Annotated in this window: 12 protein-coding genes; 8 read left to right on the top strand and 4 right to left on the bottom strand. The window is 62.7% G+C overall.

The genetic code is table 11. The features are described from left to right. Nucleotides 1-60: 60 nt before the first annotated feature. Nucleotides 61-2,199, bottom strand: a complete 2,139-nt coding sequence (gene recQ / locus ACNFCH_RS08905; protein ID WP_416742640.1) for a DNA helicase RecQ — start codon at nucleotides 2,197-2,199, stop codon at nucleotides 61-63. Between the two features lie 257 nt (nucleotides 2,200-2,456). Here recQ and ACNFCH_RS08900 point away from each other — a divergent pair, with 257 nt between their 5' ends. Both ACNFCH_RS08900 and ACNFCH_RS08895 read left to right on the top strand, forming a co-directional pair. Continuing rightward, nucleotides 2,457-3,044, top strand: a complete 588-nt coding sequence (locus tag ACNFCH_RS08900; RefSeq protein ID WP_196163542.1) for a YecA family protein — start codon at nucleotides 2,457-2,459, stop codon at nucleotides 3,042-3,044. 7 nt (nucleotides 3,045-3,051) lie between these two features. Continuing rightward, nucleotides 3,052-3,417, top strand: coding sequence for a YbaN family protein (locus tag ACNFCH_RS08895; protein WP_043214361.1), 366 nt, complete (start codon nucleotides 3,052-3,054; stop codon nucleotides 3,415-3,417). A gap of 3 nt (nucleotides 3,418-3,420) precedes the next feature. Here the strand turns inward: ACNFCH_RS08895 and ACNFCH_RS08890 are convergent, their stop codons facing one another. Both ACNFCH_RS08890 and ACNFCH_RS08885 read right to left on the bottom strand, forming a co-directional pair. After that, nucleotides 3,421-3,762, bottom strand: coding sequence for a cupin domain-containing protein (locus tag ACNFCH_RS08890; protein WP_337157069.1), 342 nt, complete (start codon nucleotides 3,760-3,762; stop codon nucleotides 3,421-3,423). Nucleotides 3,763-3,941: 179 nt separating this feature from the next. Then, a complete protein-coding gene (locus ACNFCH_RS08885) occupies nucleotides 3,942-9,707 on the bottom strand; it encodes a retention module-containing protein (RefSeq protein WP_416742639.1) in 5,766 nt (1,921 codons plus the stop codon). A 511-nt stretch (nucleotides 9,708-10,218) separates the two neighbouring features. Here ACNFCH_RS08885 and ACNFCH_RS08880 point away from each other — a divergent pair. The 3 genes from ACNFCH_RS08880 (at nucleotide 10,219) to ACNFCH_RS08870 (ending at nucleotide 15,308) form a co-directional block, all read left to right on the top strand. Then, nucleotides 10,219-11,592, top strand: a complete 1,374-nt coding sequence (locus ACNFCH_RS08880) for a TolC family outer membrane protein (protein ID WP_070092140.1) — start codon at nucleotides 10,219-10,221, stop codon at nucleotides 11,590-11,592. 75 nt (nucleotides 11,593-11,667) lie between these two features. Then, complete coding sequence (locus ACNFCH_RS08875) at nucleotides 11,668-13,803, top strand: type I secretion system permease/ATPase (protein WP_416742663.1); 2,136 nt, start codon at nucleotides 11,668-11,670, stop codon at nucleotides 13,801-13,803. A 152-nt stretch (nucleotides 13,804-13,955) separates the two neighbouring features. Continuing rightward, on the top strand, nucleotides 13,956-15,308 hold the full coding sequence (locus tag ACNFCH_RS08870) for an HlyD family type I secretion periplasmic adaptor subunit (protein ID WP_416742638.1): 1,353 nt from the start codon (nucleotides 13,956-13,958) through the stop codon (nucleotides 15,306-15,308). Nucleotides 15,309-15,395: 87 nt separating this feature from the next. Here ACNFCH_RS08870 and uraH read toward each other — a convergent pair whose 3' ends face one another. Beyond that, the gene (gene uraH / locus ACNFCH_RS08865; RefSeq protein ID WP_043214849.1) at nucleotides 15,396-15,749 is read right to left on the bottom strand and encodes a hydroxyisourate hydrolase; all 354 of its coding nucleotides are present in this window, start codon (nucleotides 15,747-15,749) and stop codon (nucleotides 15,396-15,398) included. Nucleotides 15,750-16,138: 389 nt separating this feature from the next. Here uraH and puuE point away from each other — a divergent pair, with 389 nt between their 5' ends. From puuE to ACNFCH_RS08850, 3 genes are all read left to right on the top strand, one after another. Further along, nucleotides 16,139-17,065, top strand: a complete 927-nt coding sequence (gene puuE / locus ACNFCH_RS08860; RefSeq protein ID WP_337157072.1) for an allantoinase PuuE — start codon at nucleotides 16,139-16,141, stop codon at nucleotides 17,063-17,065. Further along, the gene (gene uraD, locus ACNFCH_RS08855; protein WP_416742637.1) at nucleotides 17,065-17,580 is read left to right on the top strand and encodes a 2-oxo-4-hydroxy-4-carboxy-5-ureidoimidazoline decarboxylase; all 516 of its coding nucleotides are present in this window, start codon (nucleotides 17,065-17,067) and stop codon (nucleotides 17,578-17,580) included. The genes puuE and uraD overlap by 1 nt, the downstream gene beginning before the upstream one ends. A 94-nt stretch (nucleotides 17,581-17,674) precedes the next feature. Continuing rightward, complete coding sequence (locus tag ACNFCH_RS08850) at nucleotides 17,675-18,178, top strand: ureidoglycolate lyase (RefSeq protein ID WP_043214855.1); 504 nt, start codon at nucleotides 17,675-17,677, stop codon at nucleotides 18,176-18,178. Nucleotides 18,179-18,226: the final 48 nt, after the last annotated feature.

The raw sequence follows: 18,226 nt of genomic DNA, 5'->3' as shown, positions 1-18,226 counted from the left end.
AGGCAAGGCTGCGGCGCGCGGGAATTTCCGATATTCGTCAAAAAGCGTGACAAGGGTCAGTCACAGCTCGAACTCTGCGGCCAGTGCCGCACGCACACAATGCAGCACGCCTTCCGGTACGCGCTGGCCGAACAACGGCGACACCACCGATACCGGCGGCAGTTCGCCCTCGCCGTCAAGGAAGGCATCCTGCACTTCCATCAGCAGGTCTTCGGGCAGGTCCAAGGCTTGCTCCAGGCTCAACTCCTGACGGCCAAGGGCCTCGGCCAGCAGGCTGTAGACGTTCTTTTCGCTGCAATTGAGCTGGCCGGCGATCTGCGCCGGGGTCATGCCGGCCCGGGCCAGGCTGACCAGCTCGTGGCGCAGGTCGAGCACCACCTTGGGCGCCTCATCCCCCGAGCCGCCATTGAGCACCTCGAGGAAGGCCTCGCCATAACGCTCCAGCTTGCGCGCACCCACGCCGCTGACCTGGGCCATGTCGCTGAGGCTGGTCGGTTGGCTGCGCAGCATTTCCAGCAGGGTCGAATCGGGGAAGATGACATAGGGCGGCACGCTGTGCTCCTCGGCCAGCTTGCGCCGCAGGGCTCGCAGCGCCTCCCAGAGCTCGCGCTCCTCGGCCCGCACTAGCTGACTGGCGGGGCTGCCGCCGCCAGAGGATTTGGCCACGGTCTGTGGCTTGAGGTCACGACGCAGTTGCAGGGTGACTTCACCCCGCAGCAACGGGCGACAACTGTCGGACAACCGCAGCCCGCCGTAACCTTCCAGGTCGATATCAACCAGTGCGCGTGCCACCAGTTGGCGGAACAACGACCGCCACTCGTGCTCGCTCAAGGATTTGCCGACACCGAACACCGAAAGCTTTTCGTGGCCGAAATTGCGCACCTTTTCGGTGTCCTTGCCCACCAGCACATCGACCAGGTGGCCCACGCCATAGCGCTGACCGGTGCGGTACACCGCCGACAGCGCCTGGCGGGCAGGCTCGGTGGCATCCCAGGTCTGTACCTGGTCGACGCAGTTGTCGCAATGGCCGCAGGGCTGTTCGAGCACTTCGTCGAAGTAGGCCAGCAGCGACTGGCGGCGGCAGCGGGTTTCTTCGCACAGGGCCAGCATGGCGTCGAGCTTGTGCTGCTCGACACGCTTGTGGCGCTCGTCACCCTCGGAGTTCTGCAGCATCTGCTTGAGCATCACCATGTCTTGCAGGCCGTAGGCCATCCAGGCGTCCGACGGTAGGCCGTCACGACCGGCACGGCCGGTTTCCTGGTAGTAGGCTTCCATCGACTTGGGCAGGTCGAGATGGGCGACGAAGCGGACGTTGGGCTTGTCGATGCCCATGCCGAAGGCAATGGTGGCAACCATGATCAAGCCCTCCTCGTTGAGGAAGCGGTGCTGGTTGGCCGCACGGGTCTCGGCGGCAAGACCGGCGTGATAAGGCAGGGCCGGGAAACCCTGCTCGCAGAGAAACGCAGCGGTCTCGTCGACTTTCTTGCGCGACAGGCAATAGACGATGCCGGCGTTGCCCCGGCGCTCGCCGAGAAACGCCATCAGCTGCTTGCGCGGTGCCTCCTTGGGCACGATGCGGTAGAAGATGTTGGGCCGGTCGAAGCTCGACAGGAATCGCTCGGCGCCCTGCAGGTGCAGGCGCTGGACGATCTCTTCGCGGGTACGCATGTCGGCCGTTGCGGTCAGGGCGATGCGTGGCACCTGGGGGAACAGCTCGGCCAGTTGGCCCAGTTGCAGATACTCAGGACGGAAGTCGTGGCCCCACTGCGAGACGCAGTGGGCTTCGTCGATGGCGAACAGGGCGATGTCCAGGGTACGCAGGAATTCCAGCATGCGTGGCTGCACCAGGCGCTCGGGCGCCAGGTACAGCATCTTCACCTCGCCCCTACGCAGGCGCCCGGCCAGCTCACGCTGTTGCTCGGCACTCAGGGTCGAATTCAGTGCGGCGGCGGCCACACCCAATTCGTCGAGGGTAGCTACCTGGTCGTCCATCAGCGCGATCAGCGGTGACACCACGACCGCAAGGCCCGGGCGCAGCAAGGCCGGCACCTGGAAGCACAGGGACTTGCCACCGCCGGTAGGCATCAGCACCAGGGCATCGCCGCCACTGGCCACGCATTCGATGATCGCTGCCTGGCGTCCCCGGAAACTGTCGTAGCCGAAGATGTCCTTGAGGACGCGCTGAGCCTGTTCGAGCATTGGAAACTCCAAAATCGCCGTACCATCCTGGACACAGGCTGGACGAAAAATCCGCCGGACACACTTGCCAATCCGTAAGCGGCTTTTGCCGGAGTGCCGGGAAACGGCACCCCTGGATGAAAAATCGCGGATTATACCCCACTGCCCGTTCATGCAGGATGCCTTGGCAGCTTCCCCGCGACAGACGTTCCCTTTGCCCCCCAGCCGCCGCAAGGTGCTAGAATTCGTTATCGTTTATTCCCCAAGGTAGCCCTGTAATGTCCTTCGCCGAGCAACTGACCCGCCTGCAAGCCTTCCTCGACGCCGACGAGCTGCACGAAGAAGCGCTGGACTACGTCGCCGCCCATGGCTACCTGACCGCGCTGTCGATCTGCTCCGAGGACGTTCCCGAGCGCGAATGGATCGACGCCCTGTTCGCTGAAGAACCCCACTATGCCAGTGACGCCCAGCGCACCGAGATCGAGGCGACCTTGGTGGCTCTCAAGGCGCATATCGGCCGTCAGTTGGCCAGCGACGACGAGTTCGAGCTGCCTTGCGACCTGGACCTGACCGACGAGCCGGACGATTCCGACCTGCGCGGCTGGTGCATCGGCTTCATGGAAGGGGTCTTCCTGCGCGAAGAAGCCTGGTTCGAGAACGCCGAGGAAGAAGTCAGCGAAATGCTGCTGCCGATCATGGTCGGCTCGGGCCTGTTCGACGAGCAGCCGGAGTTCGAGGACATCGCCCGCAACGCCAGCCTGCAGGACGACATGATCGTGCAGATCCCCGAGGCGCTGACCGCGCTGTTCCTGCTGCTGCACGCCCCTGACGAGAAGCCTGCCCTGCTCAAGCCGCGCCACCACTAAGGTGGCCATGCGCTACCTGTTGCTGGCCATCGGCTGGCTCAGCGTTGCGCTGGGGGTGGTGGGGATTTTCCTGCCGGTACTGCCCACCACCCCTTTCCTGCTCCTGGCCGCAGCCTGCTTCGCGCGCAGCTCGCCGCGCTTTCACCATTGGTTGATCAACCACCCCAAGCTAGGTCCGTGGATCCGTGATTACCTCAGCGGCGAAGGCATCCCGCTCAAGGGCAAGGTCTACGCCATCGGCCTGATGTGGGCGAGCATCGGCCTGTCCTGCTACCTGGTGCCTCTGTTCTGGGCACGGGCCTTCATGCTCACCAGCGCCGTGCTGGTCAGCCTGTACATCCTCAAGCAAAAGACCTTGCGCCGGCCTGGTTGACGCTCAATCACTGAGCGACGACGGCTCGGACTCCACCACCAGCAACAGGCAGCCCCCAGGCGAACGCAGCCAGTGTTCGGAGCCTGCGGCATAGACCAGACTGTCGCCCGCGCGAAAAACCTGACCATCGACATCCATGACTTCACCTTCCAGCACCTGCAGCAATTCGGTGGCTGCGTGCCGATGCGGTACCGAGCGGCTGCCGGGCGCCATTTTCATCCAGTAGGCCTGCCAGGGGCCGGTGTCGGCCAAAGTTTTCCAGCTGACACCTTCCAGGCGCTGGCCGCCCAGAATCATAGGCTGCCACAGGGCCTGGCTGGGGGAATGGGCTTCGCGGTGGGACATGTGGGCTGACTCCGAGGTGGGCACGAAGCACAGTCTATGAGGCTGGAGCAGGCCTGGCGCTGCAGGTGCGACCAGGGCGTATGTCCAGGCGTCGCACGGTGCATTGATCCGAAGGCGAGCCCGCTCCTGCAGGAGCGGGCTGGTCCCGAGATTGGATCACCCCTCGCACCACGGATCACTCAGACAGTGTCCACCTTCAACGAATGATCATTGAGCATCCCGTTGATGATGGTCGCCGTGTCCTGTCCCGAGGCGATCACCCCACCCGCGCCGGCCGTGACGCCATAGTGCTGCGCCAGGTCGACCCCAGCCAGTTCGATGGTCTGGGTGGGCGCGGCGCCCGCCACACTGCTGACTTCGATGGTCGAGACCACATTGGTGCCGGTACCGGTGACCTTGAAGTGCAGGTAGTCATCCAGCGAAGCGGACGTGGCTTGTTCGCCTTGAAGCAATTGCGACAGGTCGAGGCGGTCGCTGCCGGGGGTGAAGTCGGTGACGGTGTCGTGCCCTACATCCCCCTTTTGCCAGATAAAGGTGTCGTTACCGCCACCTCCGGTGAGCCGGTCGTTGCCCAACCCGCCGATGAGCACGTTGTTGCCAGCATCGCCAATCAGGATGTCGTTGTAGTCGGAGCCGATGAGGTTCTCGATGCCGTTGAGGGTGTCGGTACCGGCTCCTCCGGTGTTTTGCGCACCAGTAAGGTTCAGGTTGACCGTCACTGCGCCAGTGGCCGAGGCGTAGCTGGCCGTGTCGATGCCTGCACCACCATCGAGCAGATCATTGCCCGGCCCGCCGATCAGCAGGTCATTGCCCTCACCGCCATGGAGTTTGTCATCGCCACTGCCACCAACCAGCACATCGTTGCCAGCACCACCCTGCAACGTGTCGTTGCCTGCGCCGGCCACCAGGGTGTCATTGTCGGTGGTGCCCGTGAGCACGTTACCCCCCTGGTAGGTGATGTCGACATTACCTGTCGCGCTGGCGCCATGGCCATCGTTCACTGTGTAGGTGCCGTTGTACACATCCTGCTCGGCATCGCTGTAATCGATCGACATCGTCAGCAGGTAGTTCGCCGTGCCGTGGCTGCCATTGCCGCTGGACACATTGATCATGTGGATGGAGTACGTCCCGTCGTGGCTGGCGGTGAAGCCTTTGTCGTTGTCGATGGTCTGGTAGCTGCCGCCTTCGTCCTTCCACTCCATGGCGACCTGGCTTGCCGACAAGTCATGGTGCAGGTTCAGGGTCTCGCCTTTCTTGAGGGTGACCGTCAATACATCCTGGGCATTGGCGAAGTTGCCGTTGGGCGAGGCCAGGAAGCCGCTCACGATCAGCGCGGCCGCCATGCTGTCGGAGGTCCCGCGGAACTCGCTGCGCGCAAGGTCCCGAACCCGGTTGGGCAGGTTGCTGCCGATGCCATTGAACTCGATCACAGGGGTGTCGCTGCCCACCCCAAAGCCTGCGCCGTTGGCGGAGAACTGGGTGTCGAAGTAGGTCGACGACACCGAAAGTTTATCGTGGTCAGGGTCGCTGTCGTTGGCCAGCAGGGCCTCGGCAGGCACTGTGATCCCCGCGCCAGCAATGTTGGTGATGATGTGGTCGGCAGCGGCCACCGGAGGTGCGTTCGTCTCTTGCGGCTCGCATATCCAGGGTTGGCTGTCCTGCACCTTGATGCTGACGGTGGTGGTGCTTTCATCGCCGTCTGCGTCACGGATGGTGTAGACGAAGATGTCGGTCGCACCATCGCTGCCCACGCTGTTGGGGTTGGCGTGGTAGCTGGCGCTGCCGTCGGCATTGAGGATCAGGTAACCATAGTTGCCCATGACCTGGGTGCCGACATCGCCGTGCGCGGCGGTGGAGGTGTCACTACCGACGCGCACGCCAACCACGGCGTTGCCGTTGGCGGCCTTGTCCGCGCCCAGGTCATCGTTGTACAACACGTTGCCGGTGACCACGCCGCCCTCGTGGACGATCGATTTCGAATCGGCAATGGCCTTGGGCACGTCATCGACGATGTTGATGACGATCTGGCTGGTGATGGTGTTGCCCTGTTCATCCTTCGCCTGGTAGGTGAAGGTCTCGGTCGTGGTATTCGGGCCGTCGTTGGCACCGCCCGGGGTTTTCGGTGCCGAGGTCAGGGTGTAGGTATAAGTGCCGTCGCCGTTCAGATGAAGCTGTCCGTATTGCCCTGCGGCATTGTCCACCAGGCTGTAGGTCAATGCACCCACGCCACCCTGTACCGCGCCGGCCAGAGTGCCGGAGGCCGTTTCGCCGGTGGAGGTTGGATCGCTGCCGGTGACGTTGCCCGGGGCCAGGTCCTTGCCATCCTGGTTCAGGTCCAGGGCTTTTTCATACACCGTCACATCGCAGTCTGGGCCGCTCACCGACAGTGGGTTGCCCTGCACATTGAGGGTGACGGTGGTCGTGCTTTCGTCGCCATCGGCATCACGGATGGTATAGACGAAGGTGTCTGTCGCACCGTTGCTGACGACGCTGTTGGGGTTGGCGTGGTAGGTCGCAAAGCCATCGGCGTTGATCACCAGGTAGCCGTAGTTGCCCATGACCTGGGTGCCGACCTCGCCATGGGCCGAGGTCGAGGTATCGTTGCCCGCCCGCACGCCGACCACGACGTTGCCGTCGGTGACCTTGTCCGCGCCCAAGACATCGTTGTACAGCACATCGCCACTTACCATACCGCCCGCCTGTACGGTGGCTGAGTCGGTATTGGCCTTGGGCACGTCGTCGACGATGTTGATGACGATCTGGCTGGTGATGGTGTTGCCCAGCTGATCCTTCGCCTGATAGGTGAAGGTTTCGGTCAGGGTGTTCGGGCCATCGTTGGCGCCACCCGGCGTTTTCGGCGCCGAGGTCAGGGTGTAGGTGTAAGTGCCGTCGCCGTTCAGATGGATCTGACCGTATTGCCCGACGGCATTGCCCATCAAGGTGTAGGTCAATGCACCGACCCCGCCTTGCACCGCACCGACCAGGGTGCCCGTACCGGTTTCGCCCGTGGACGTCGGATCGCTGCCGGTGACGTTCCCGGCCGCCAGGTCTTTGCCGTCCTGGTTCAGGTCCAACGCTTTTTCGTAGACCGTCACATCACGGTCCGCCCCGCTGACCGAGAGGCCACTGTCCAGCACATTGATGGTGACGGTGGTGGTGCTCTCGTCGCCGTCGGCATCGCGGATGGTGTAGACGAAGGTGTCGGTCGCACCGGCCCCTGCCACGCTGTTGGGGTTGGCGTGGTAAGTCGCCCAGCCATCGGCGTTGATCACCAGGTAGCCGTAGTTACCCATGACCTGGCTGCCGACCTCGCCGTGGGCCGAAGTCGAGGTATCGTTCCCCGCGCGCACGCCGACCACGACGTTGCCGTCGGCCACTTTGTCCGCGCCCAGGTTGTCGTTGTAGAACACGTTGCCGGAGACGACACCCCCCTCATGCACAGGCGCCGAATCCGGATTGGCCTTGGGCACGTCGTCAACGATGTTGATGACGATCTGGCTGGTGATGGTGTTGCCCAGCTGATCCTTCGCCTGATAGGTGAAGGTTTCGGTCAGGGTGTTCGGGCCATCGTTGGCGCCACCCGGCGTTTTCGGCGCCGAGGTCAGGGTGTAGGTGTAAGTGCCGTCGCCGTTCAGATGGATCTGACCGTATTGCCCGACGGCATTGCCCATCAAGGTGTAGGTCAATGCACCGACCCCGCCTTGCACCGCACCGACCAGGGTGCCCGTCCCGGTCTCGCCCGTGGACGTCGGATCGCTGCCGGTGACGTTCCCGGCCGCCAGGTCTTTGCCGTCCTGGTTCAGGTCCAACGCTTTTTCGTAGACCGTCACATCACGGTCCGCACCGCTGACCGAGAGGCCACTGTCCAGGACATTGATGGTGACGGTGGTGGTGCTCTCGTCGCCGTCGGCATCGCGGATGGTGTAGACGAAGGTGTCGGTCGCACCGGCCCCTGCCACGCTGTTGGGGTTGGCGTGGTAGGTCGCGCTGCCGTCGGCATTGAGGATCAGGTAGCCATAGGTGCCCATGATCTGGTTGCCGACATCACCATGGGCGGGGTTCGAGGTATCGCTGCCGGCCCTCACACCGACGACGGCCTTGCCATCGGGTGCGCCATCGGCCCCGATCACATCGTTGTAGAGCACGTTGCCAGTGACCACCCCGCCTTCGTGCACGACCGATTTTGAATCGGGATTGGCCTGGGGCAGGTCGTCGACGATGTTCACGTCGATATTGCCGCTGGCACTGCTGCCATCGCTGTCGGTCGCCACGACTGTAAAGCTTTCGCTCACACTGTTGGCGCCGTCAGCATTGGGGTGCGCCTCGTTGTCGGTCAGGGTATAGCTGTAGCTGACGACGCCGGTGGCCGGGTTGTAGCCAGTCACGGTCAGGGTATTGCCCAGCGGCGTGGTAATGGATTGCGGAAAGCCGGCCACCACCCCGCCGTTGACCAGGGTGATGCCGCCCACGACCAGCGTTTGCAGGCCATCTGCTGCCGTGACGGTAAAAGTCCCGCTTTGCGTCAATGCCGAGGCATCGGGGGCACTTCCGTCGCCCAAGTGCTTCTCGTGGACGGTGAGTTCCCCCCCTTTTACATCCAAGCCATCGAGGGTCACCGGATCGTTGAGGTTGGTGACATTGAGCACCAACGTCGCCGTGCTGCTGTCGCCGTCCGCATCGGTCAGCGTGTAGGTGAAGTGCTCAACGCCCGAGCCACCACCGTGCAGGTTGATGAAGTCCGGGTCGTTGGTGTTCAACGTGTAGGTGTAGGACCCGTCGGCCGCCAGCACCAACGTGCCGTAGGTGCCGACGAACGTACCGGCGGTGATCGGGCCAGACGGCACACGGTCAGCCCCTTGCACATCGTTGGTCAGCACATTGCCGGTCAACGTGGTCTGCTGCTCGGTCGCCACTGTGGGATTGCTGTCGTCCACCGCCTGGGGCACGTCATCGATGATGTGAACATCGAGCGTGCCACTGGCCACGCTCCCATTCGAATCGCTGACGTGCACTGCCAACTGCTCACCCTGCGCGTGGGTGCCTCCGGCGGTCACGAGGGTGTAGCTATAGCTGACCGTACCTGTGACAGGGTCGTAACCGGTGATGGTCAGGACATTACCCAACGCCGTGGTCACGGATTGGCCAATCCCCGTTACCACACCTCCCGTAACGACATTGATACCGCCGACATTGAGGTTGAACACCCCATCGGGAGCCGACACGGTAAAAGTGCCACCCTGGGTCAGGGCCCCGGGGTCGCTGGCCGAACCCAGTGGCAGGTTGGCCTCGTGCAAGGTCAGTTCGCCACCGGCGACATCCAGCCCGTTCAGGGTCACCGGATGATCGGGATCGTCAGGGCCATCGGGTCCGTCAGGGCCATCTGGACCATCTGGACCATCTGGACCATCGATCACAGGCCGACGATCGTCATCGAAGCGAGTATCGCCAGCATCGGGAATCGTGAATTCAGGGATGCCATTGAACCCTGCAGTAGGGAAACCAATCACCGGGTCGACGCGCCCGGCCACCTCGGTCAGCAACACAAAGCTATGACCACCGCCCACCGCACCGGGCACGCCAGCGCTGCTGGGGCCGGCCGCCGTGGCCTCGGCCTCCTGGCTCGGGTCGGCGCCTGCGGCAATTGCCTTTTGCAAGCGTTCGACATCACTGAGGTCAGCTTCACTGGGCGCGACCGACTCTGGGCCTTGCACATGCCCCGCCTGGTTGGCCAACAGCTCCGGCCGCAGTTCCAGGCTGCTGTCGCGCCCAAGGGTCAGCTCGGCACCGTTATTCAAGTGCACAGCCACAGCCCCTGCGGCGCCGGTCTCGAGCTGTTCTCCGGCAAACAGCCGGTCCCCTTCGACCAGCACCCGACGGGTACCGTCCTGACCGACCGCGAAGACTTGACCGACAACCTTGCTGACCACACCGAGTGATTTAGCCATGAACCAACGCCTCCATTGCCGAGTGATTCCCGCAACGCAAGGCGCTTTAGAGGAAGGTGGAGATCGCCGCGTTGACCCCAGCGATGCATCGAAAACCGTGCCAGGCCCCGGTTTCTCGGGGGATCAAGGCCTTTGGATGACAGTCGACGATGAACCCGGCAAAACGCGATGGCAAAATGACAAATGTCAATAAAATGTCGCCAAATAACGTCCTGCCTCCCTCCCCTCGTTACATCCCTGCCCTCTGCTGCAAGAAAAACGGGAACTTTTATCAGAGGCCCGAAAAACAAAGCGTGAGTGCTTATTCAACGGACGACCTGAGTAGAACAATGTCCGGTATTTCTTAGAGCGCATAAGTTTTTTTTCGCATAAATCTTATGAGGAAATCTTCTTAGATCGCCTGATAAATGTTCTTAGCTCTGTTGTTACAAACCTGAAACGGTTTGACTCTTATATTTCGTCATTTTTTTGGCGATTGCAGGACTTTTTCGAGACCAGGGAGATGTACCCCATGCGCGTTCTAACCCCCATCACCAGTGCAATTCTGTTGGCCATGGCATGCGCCAACTCTCAGGCGATGTCGATCACCGAGGCGGTCCAGAACGCGGTGGACCAACATCCCGAAATCAGCGCCAGCCGTAATAGCCGTTTGTCGGCTGACGAGGATGTGAAGTTCGCGCGCGGGGGCTATTACCCCAGTGTCGACCTCATCGCAGGCTATGGTCGCCAACGCTCCGACAACACCAATACCCGTGGTTTCAACCCCGATGGTTCGCGCAACCACAACAAGGAAACCCTCAGCTATACCCAGTCGGAACTGCGTCTGCGGCAGATGCTCTTCGACGGCTTCAATACCGCCAACGAGGTAGGCCGTACCGAGGCAGTGGCCAATTCGCGTGCCTACTTCACCCAGGCCACGGCCGAAACCGTGGCCTTGCGCGCGATCGAGGTGTACCTGGAAGTGCTCAAGCGTCGCGAACTGGTGACCCTGGCCAAGAACAACCTGCAAGCCCACCTGCGGGTCAATGACCAGATTGGGCTGCGCAGCGAACGCGGCGTAGGCAGCAATGCCGACCTGGACCAGTCCCACGCCCGTCGGGCCCTGGCCGAGAACAACCTGGATACCGCCGAGGTCGACCTGGCCGACGCCGAGGCCAACTTCTACAGCGTGGTCGGGCGCATGCCCGATGAGCTGGAAACACCGGTGACCATCAAGGGCGAGGTGCCCACCTCACTGGAACTGGCCCGCCAGGGCATGCTGGAGAACAACCCCTACCTCAAGTCGGCCCAGGCCGACGTGAATGCCGCTGAGCAGCAGTACGAAGTGGCCAAGTCGCCCTTCTACCCACGCCTGGATGCCGTGCTGGCCACCGGTGCCAACAACAACATCGCCGGCCAGCGTGGCCATGACAACAACGACTGGCAGGCCGGTGTCGAACTCAACTACAACCTGTTCCGCGGCGGCAGTGACAAGGCGCGTCTACAGTCGGATGCGCACAAGATCAACCAGGCCATGGACATCCGCAACAATGCCCTGCGCGAACTCAACGAAAACCTGAGCCTGGCCTGGAACGCCATGAACAACGCACGCAAGCAAACCCCGACCGCCCGCGAATACGCCGAGACCACCCAACGGGTACGCGCCGCCTACCAAGATCAGTTTGGCCTCGGCCAGCGCACCCTGCTCGACCTGCTCGACAGCGAAAACGAGCTGTACAACGCCAACCGCCGCTACACCGAAGTGCGCTACACCGAGGAGTTCTCCATGTATCGCGTGCTGGCGAACATGGGCGAGCTTCTGAGCAAGCAACGCATTTCGCTGCCGCCGGAGGCCATTGCCAAGACTGAAGTACGCAACGAGGCCCGGTTGCCTGACATGCGGTAGTTTCGACGCACTGCTGGCTGTTGTTCCGGAGAGGATTGGCTTCCACCGCGGCAGGAGTAGACCCTCGTGACCAGTATGCAAAGCGCGCAACCGCGCCTGGATGTTGATGATCCTTTGCTCGATGGCCTGCTGATCCTGTGCAAGCTGCACGGCTGCCCTGCCAGCCGTGCTGGCCTGTGCAGTGGCCTGCCCCTGGCGGAGCAGCGCCTCCCCCTCGAGCTGTTGCCCCGCGCCGCCGCACGCGCCGGCCTGCAGGCACGGGTGCTGCAACGGGACCTGAGCGCCATTTCGCCGCTCAATCTGCCAGTGCTGCTGCTGCTCAACGATGGCCGCAGTGCCGTGCTGCAACGCTGGGGCGACGATGGTCGAGCGCTGATCCTGCCGTGCGAAGCCGAAGGTGGCGAGCAATGGATAGAACGTGAATCACTGGAGCAGGCCTACGCCGGCCAGGCACTGTTCGCCCGCCCCCGCCACACCCTGGAAAACCTGCGCACGCCCCTGATCCCACGGGTCGACGCCTGGTTTCGCGACACCCTCAAGCATTCGCGCTGGCTGTATGGCGATGCCCTCCTGGCCAGTCTGCTGATCAACCTGCTGGGGCTGATGGTGCCCCTGTTCGTCATGCAGACCTACGACCGGGTGGTGCCCAACCAGGCGCTTTCGACCCTCTGGGTGCTGGTCGTCGGCTTGTTCATCGGCACGGCCTTCGAGCTGGTGCTGCGCATGGTTCGCGCCCATCTGCTGGACCAGGCCGGCAAGAAGACCGACCTGATCCTCTCCGCCACGCTCTTCGAACGCATCACCGGCATGGCCATGAAAGCCCGGCCCGCCACCATCGGCGGTTTCGCCCAGAGCATCCATGACTTCCAGGGCCTGCGCGAATTCCTCACCGCCGTCACGCTCACCAGCATCATCGACCTGCCATTCGTGGTGCTGATGCTGCTGGTGATCGGCCTGCTCGGCGGCTGGTTGGTGCTGATCCCGCTGATCGCCTTCCCGGTGGCCGTGGCGTTTGCCCTGTTCATCCAGGTACGCCTGCGTGACACGGTGCAGAAGAGCCTGAGCCTGGGCTCGGTGCGCCAGGCCCTGCTGATCGAGACCCTCGGCGGGCTGGAAACGCTCAAAGCCTGCGGCGCCGAGAGCGAGCGTCAGTACCAGTGGGAACACACCAACGGCGCCATCGCCCGCCTCGATGCCCATGCCCGCAACCTGTCGTCCCTGGCCAGCAACGGCACACTGTTCATCCAGCAGTTCTGCGGCATGGCCACCATCGTTGCCGGGGTCTACAGCATCATCGCCGGCAACCTCAGTGTCGGCGCCCTGGTGGCCAGCTACATGCTCGGCAGCCGGGTGCTGGCGCCACTGGGGCAGATTGCCGGCCTGATCACCCGCTACCAGCAAGCCCAACTGACCATGCGCAGCACCGACGCCCTGATGGCCTTGCCCCAAGAGCGCCAACCCGAGCATCAGGCCCTGGAACACACCACACTGCAAGGTGGCCTTGCCCTCAATCACGTGAGCTTCCGATACCCCGGCCAGACCGCCCTTGCCCTGCAGGATGTTCAGCTGAGCATCAAGCCCGGCGAGCGCATCGGCATCATCGGGCGCAGCGGCTCGGGCAAGAGCACCCTCGCCCGTCTGCTGATGGGCTTTCATCATCCGGACGAAGGCCAGGTGCTGCTGGACAACCTCGACCTGCGCCAGCTGGACATCGCTGACCTGCGCGGCCAGATGGGTTATGTCGCCCACGACCTGCCGCTATTGGCCGGCAGCCTGCGCGACAACCTCACCCTGGGCGCTCGCCATGTCAGCGACGCGCGCATGCTCGAGGTGGCCGAACTCACCGGCGTCAGCGAACTGGCCCGCCTGCACCCGCAAGGCTTCGACCGCCCGGTGGGCGAGCGCGGCCAGTTGCTGTCCGGCGGCCAACGCCAATGCGTGTTGCTGGCACGGGCACTGTTGCTGGAGCCGCCGATCCTGATTCTCGACGAGCCCACCAGCCACATGGACAACAGCAGCGAGGAGCAGCTGCGCCAGCGCCTGCTGGCCTGGGTCCCCGGCAAGACCGTGCTGCTGGTCACCCACCGCACCTCCCTGCTGAGCCTGGTGGACCGGTTGGTGGTGCTGGACAACGGCAAGATCGTCGCCGACGGGCCGAAGGAGGCTGTCATCGATGCCCTGCGCAAGGGCCGCATCGGCGCGGCCTTGTAGCTAGCGCACCAAACCTGTGGGAGCAACTGTCTCGCGCTGTGGTGTCTTCTTCGCGGGCAACCCCCTCCCACAGGTACCGCGAAACAGATGGGCGCGGCCCACAAGGTTCGGCCAAATCCGTGAGTATCGTGTGGGTCAAAGAGAGGTAGGTCATGTCCCTGAGCCAGAGCATCCGCAGCCCCCACGGCAACGAAAAACGCGCCGAACGCGACTACATGCCAGAGCTGGCCGGCGCCACCTTGCAGGACTCGCCCCGCCTGTCGCGCCTGACCGTGTGGCTGACGGCCGGCCTGTTGCTGACGGCACTGGCCTGGGCTCACTTCGCGGTGGTCGATGAGGTCACCGTAGGCGAAGGCAAAGCCATCCCGTCAAGCAAGGTACAAGTCGTGCAGAACCTCGAAGGCGGCATCGTCACCGAGATCTTCGTGCGTGAGGGCCAGATGGTCGACAAAGGCGCCACCCTGCTGCGCCTGGACGACACGCGGTTTTTGTCCAACAAGGGTGAGAGCGAGGCTGACCGCTATGCCCTCACGGCCCAGGTCGAGCGCTTGTCGGCCGAATCCGAAGGCCGTCCCTTCAACCTTTCGGACGAAGTGCGCGCCAAGGCGCCCCAGGTGGCCGAGGACGAAACGTCCCTGTATGAATCGCGCCAGCGCCGCCTGGCGAGCGAAAAGCAGACCCTCAACGAACAACTGAGACAGAAAACCCAGGAGCTGGCCGAGTTTCGCTCCAAGGTCGACCAGTACCGCTCGGCCCTGGGCCTGCTACAACAGGAGCTGAACATGTCCACCCCGCTGGTGGGCACCGGGGCGATTTCACCCGTGGAGATCCTGCGCCTGAAGCAACGCGCCGTGGAGGCCCGCGGCCAGCTCAATGCCACCAGCCTGGCGATCCCTCGGGCCGAGGCGGCCGTGGCGGAGATCAAGAGCAAGATCCAGGAGTCCGACGCCACCTTCCGTTCGGAGGCGGCCAAGGAGCTCAACGACAAACGCACTGAACTGTCGAAGATCACCGCCACCAGCATCGCCATCGACGACAGGGTCAACCGCACCACCGTGGTGTCGCCGGTGCGCGGGATCATCAAGCTGCTCAAGGTCAATACCATTGGCGGCGTGGTGCAGCCTGGCAGCGACCTGGTCGAGATCGTGCCGATCGAGGACAACTTGCTGATCGAGGCCAAGGTCCGCCCACAGGATGTCGCCTTCCTGCACCCGGGGCAGACGGCGATGGTCAAGTTCAGTGCCTATGACTACACCATCTATGGCGGGCTCAAGGCCAAGCTCGAGCTGATCGGTGCCGATACCGTGACCGACGACAAGGGCAACGCCTTCTACTTGATCCAAGTGCGCACCGATAAGAACCACCTGGGCGGGGACAACAAACCCTTGCTGATCATTCCGGGAATGGTGGCCACGGTGGACATCATCACCGGGCGCAAGAGTGTGCTCGACTACCTGTTGAAACCGGTGCTCAAGGCCCGGACAGAGGCGCTGCGCGAGCGCTGAGCAGGCCATTGCCAAATGGCGGACAAAAAAAAGCCCGCCAGTGTGAGAGCGGGCATAAGGACCTACGAAGATTCTTCTAGCGACCAACTAGCTTCCACGATAGGTCGAGTAACTGTAAGGCGAGATCAGCAGCGGCACGTGGTAGTGCTCTTGCTTCTCATCGATGCCAAAGCGCAGGACGACCACATCCAGGAACGCGGTCTCCGGCAGTTTCACACCACGGGCGCGGTAGTAGTCGCCCGCGCTGAATTGCAGCTGGTAGACGCCAGTGCGGTAGTCTTCACCCTGCAGCAGCGGCGCGTCGACGCGGCCATCGCTGTTGGTCAGGGCAGTGTTCACCAGCTCCAGTTGCTGGCCTTCGACACGGTACAGCTCAACCTTGATCGAGCTGCCCGGGCAGCCGTGAGCGGCATCCAGTACGTGTGTGGTCAAACGTCCCATTTGCTTGTCGCCTCTTGTCGTATGCGTGGGCAAAAAATATACGGCAATCACCGCGCCAACGGCCTGCGGTGTGCGGGAATGGCGCCATTAAGACACTTTCACGATAAATTGTACACAATTTTTTGAACCCCTCTTGCACACCCCCCTCACCCTCCCGATAAATAAGGCATTCGCCGCAAAGACAGGCCCCATGCCGACCTTGATGTCGTTATCTGACCGATCGGGCAGGTTTATTGCAATCGATTCCCAGCCGACAAAAGGGAAGAAATGCGGAAAAACAGGCTTACAAATGATTTCAGAAGTTGTATACAATCACCCTCATCCGGTGGTGCGACATCCCGACGCGGTCCGCCCACCACCCGCACTAACGTACAAGAAGGAAGACTGCAGTGAGCGCTGACTACCCTCGCGACCTGATCGGTTACGGCAACAACCCACCTCACCCGCACTGGCCGGGGAATGCACGCATCGCTCTGTCCTTCGTGCTCAACTATGAAGAAGGCGGCGAACGCAACGTCCTGCACGGTGACAAGGAGTCCGAAGCCTTCCTGTCCGAGATGGTTGCCGCTCAGCCTCTGCAAGGCGTGCGCAACATGAGCATGGAGTCGCTCTACGAATACGGCAGCCGCGCCGGCGTCTGGCGCCTGCTCAAGCTGTTCAAGGAAACCGGCGTTCCCCTGACCATCTTCGCCGTCGCCATGGCCGCCCAGCGCCATCCTGACGTGATCCGCGCCATGGTCGAAGCCGGCCACGAGATCTGCAGCCACGGCTACCGCTGGATCGACTACCAGTACATGGATGAGCAGCAAGAACGCGAGCACATGCTCGAGGCCATCCGCATCCTCACCGAACTGACCGGCGAGCGCCCGCTGGGCTGGTACACCGGCCGCACCGGCCCGAACACCCGCCGCCTGGTAATGGAGGAAGGTGGCTTCCTCTATGACAGCGACACCTACGACGATGACCTGCCCTACTGGGAGCCGAACAACCCGACCGACAAGCCGCATCTGGTGATCCCCTACACCCTGGACACCAACGACATGCGCTTCACCCAAGTTCAGGGCTTCAACTGCGGCGAGCAGTTCTTCCAGTACCTCAAGGACGCCTTCGACGTGCTCTACGCAGAAGGTGCCGAAGCGCCGAAGATGCTGTCGATCGGCCTGCACTGCCGTCTGGTCGGCCGCCCGGCTCGCCTGGCCGCCCTCAAGCGCTTCGTCGAATACGCCAAGAGCCATGACCAGGTCTGGTTCGCCCGCCGCGTGGACATCGCCCGCCACTGGCACGCCACCCACCCGTACAAGAACGAGAACGCCTGATGACCGCCTTCAAGACCCTCAAGCCATCGACCCTGGACCGCGACGCCTTCGTCAAGGTCTTCGCCGACATCTATGAGCACTCGCCGTGGGTTGCCGAAAAAGCCTACGACCTGGGTCAACTGGCTGAACTGGACGAGATCGAGGCACTGCACCAGCGCATGAGCGACATCCTGCTCAGTGCCAACCATGACGACCAGCTGGCGCTGATCAACGCTCACCCGGACTTGGCCGGCAAGGCTGCCATCCAGGGCGAGCTGACCGAATCCAGCACCAATGAACAGGCCGGCGCCGGTATCCACCAGTGCACCGCCGAAGAGTTCGCCCGTTTCACCGAACTCAACGATGCCTATAAAGCCAAGTTCAAGTTCCCGTTCATCATGGCGGTCAAGGGCAGCAACCGGCACCAGATCCTCGCCTCCTTCGAAAAACGCATCCACAACGACGCCGATGCCGAATTCAAGGAAGCCCTGGCGCAGATCAACCTGATCGCCCTGTTCCGCCTGCTGCAGCTTTAACAGACGGTGCGATGGCCAGCCCCGCGTGCGCGACACGCTCGCCCCGGGGCGTGGCCCACACCCTAAACAGAACACAGAACAAAGAGATAACCGCATGCGCACTTTAGTGATCGAGCCCCTGACCAAAGAAGCCTTCGCCCCTTTCGGTGACGTGATCGAAACCGATGGCAGCGACCACTTCATGATCAACAACGGGTCGACCATGCGCTTCCACAAGCTCGCCACGGTCGAGACCGCCGAGCCCGAGGACAAAGCGATCATCAGCATCTTCCGCGCCGACGCCCTGGAGATGCCACTGACCGTACGCATGCTGGAACGCCATCCGCTGGGCAGCCAGGCTTTCATCCCGCTGCTCGGCAACCCCTTTCTGATCGTGGTCGCGCCAGTTGGCGATGCACCTGTATCAGGCTTGGTCCGTGCCTTCCGCAGTAATGGCAGGCAGGGCGTTAATTACCATCGCGGCGTCTGGCACCACCCGGTGCTGACGATCGAAAAGCGGGATGATTTCCTGGTGGTTGATCGCAGTGGTTCCGGCAACAACTGCGATGAGCATTACTTCACCGAGGATCAGATGCTGATCCTCAATCCCCACCAATAAGAAAAGGTCGGTCATCAGAGGCAAAGCAGTCATGCAGAGCCTGAATGG

The sequence above is a fragment of the Pseudomonas sp. NY15354 genome, assembly GCF_048068075.1.
In the GTDB taxonomy this organism is placed as follows: Bacteria; Pseudomonadota; Gammaproteobacteria; order Pseudomonadales; family Pseudomonadaceae; genus Aquipseudomonas; species Aquipseudomonas guariconensis_C.
Note: the sequence above shows the minus strand (reverse complement) of the source record. Positions and strands in the feature narration are given on the sequence as shown.

Bases quoted from the DNA above. Each gene is read 5' to 3' on its own strand.
- recQ (WP_416742640.1), bottom strand. From the start codon at position 2,199: ATGCTCGAACAGGCTCAGCGCGTCCTCAAGGACATCTTCGGCTACGAC.
- ACNFCH_RS08900 (WP_196163542.1), top strand. From the start codon at position 2,457: ATGTCCTTCGCCGAGCAACTGACCCGCCTGCAAGCCTTCCTCGACGCC.
- ACNFCH_RS08895 (WP_043214361.1), top strand. From the start codon at position 3,052: ATGCGCTACCTGTTGCTGGCCATCGGCTGGCTCAGCGTTGCGCTGGGG.
- ACNFCH_RS08890 (WP_337157069.1), bottom strand. From the start codon at position 3,762: ATGTCCCACCGCGAAGCCCATTCCCCCAGCCAGGCCCTGTGGCAGCCT.
- ACNFCH_RS08885 (WP_416742639.1), bottom strand. From the start codon at position 9,707: ATGGCTAAATCACTCGGTGTGGTCAGCAAGGTTGTCGGTCAAGTCTTC.
- ACNFCH_RS08880 (WP_070092140.1), top strand. From the start codon at position 10,219: ATGCGCGTTCTAACCCCCATCACCAGTGCAATTCTGTTGGCCATGGCA.
- ACNFCH_RS08875 (WP_416742663.1), top strand. From the start codon at position 11,668: ATGCAAAGCGCGCAACCGCGCCTGGATGTTGATGATCCTTTGCTCGAT.
- ACNFCH_RS08870 (WP_416742638.1), top strand. From the start codon at position 13,956: ATGTCCCTGAGCCAGAGCATCCGCAGCCCCCACGGCAACGAAAAACGC.
- uraH (WP_043214849.1), bottom strand. From the start codon at position 15,749: ATGGGACGTTTGACCACACACGTACTGGATGCCGCTCACGGCTGCCCG.
- uraD (WP_416742637.1), top strand. From the start codon at position 17,065: ATGACCGCCTTCAAGACCCTCAAGCCATCGACCCTGGACCGCGACGCC.
- ACNFCH_RS08850 (WP_043214855.1), top strand. From the start codon at position 17,675: ATGCGCACTTTAGTGATCGAGCCCCTGACCAAAGAAGCCTTCGCCCCT.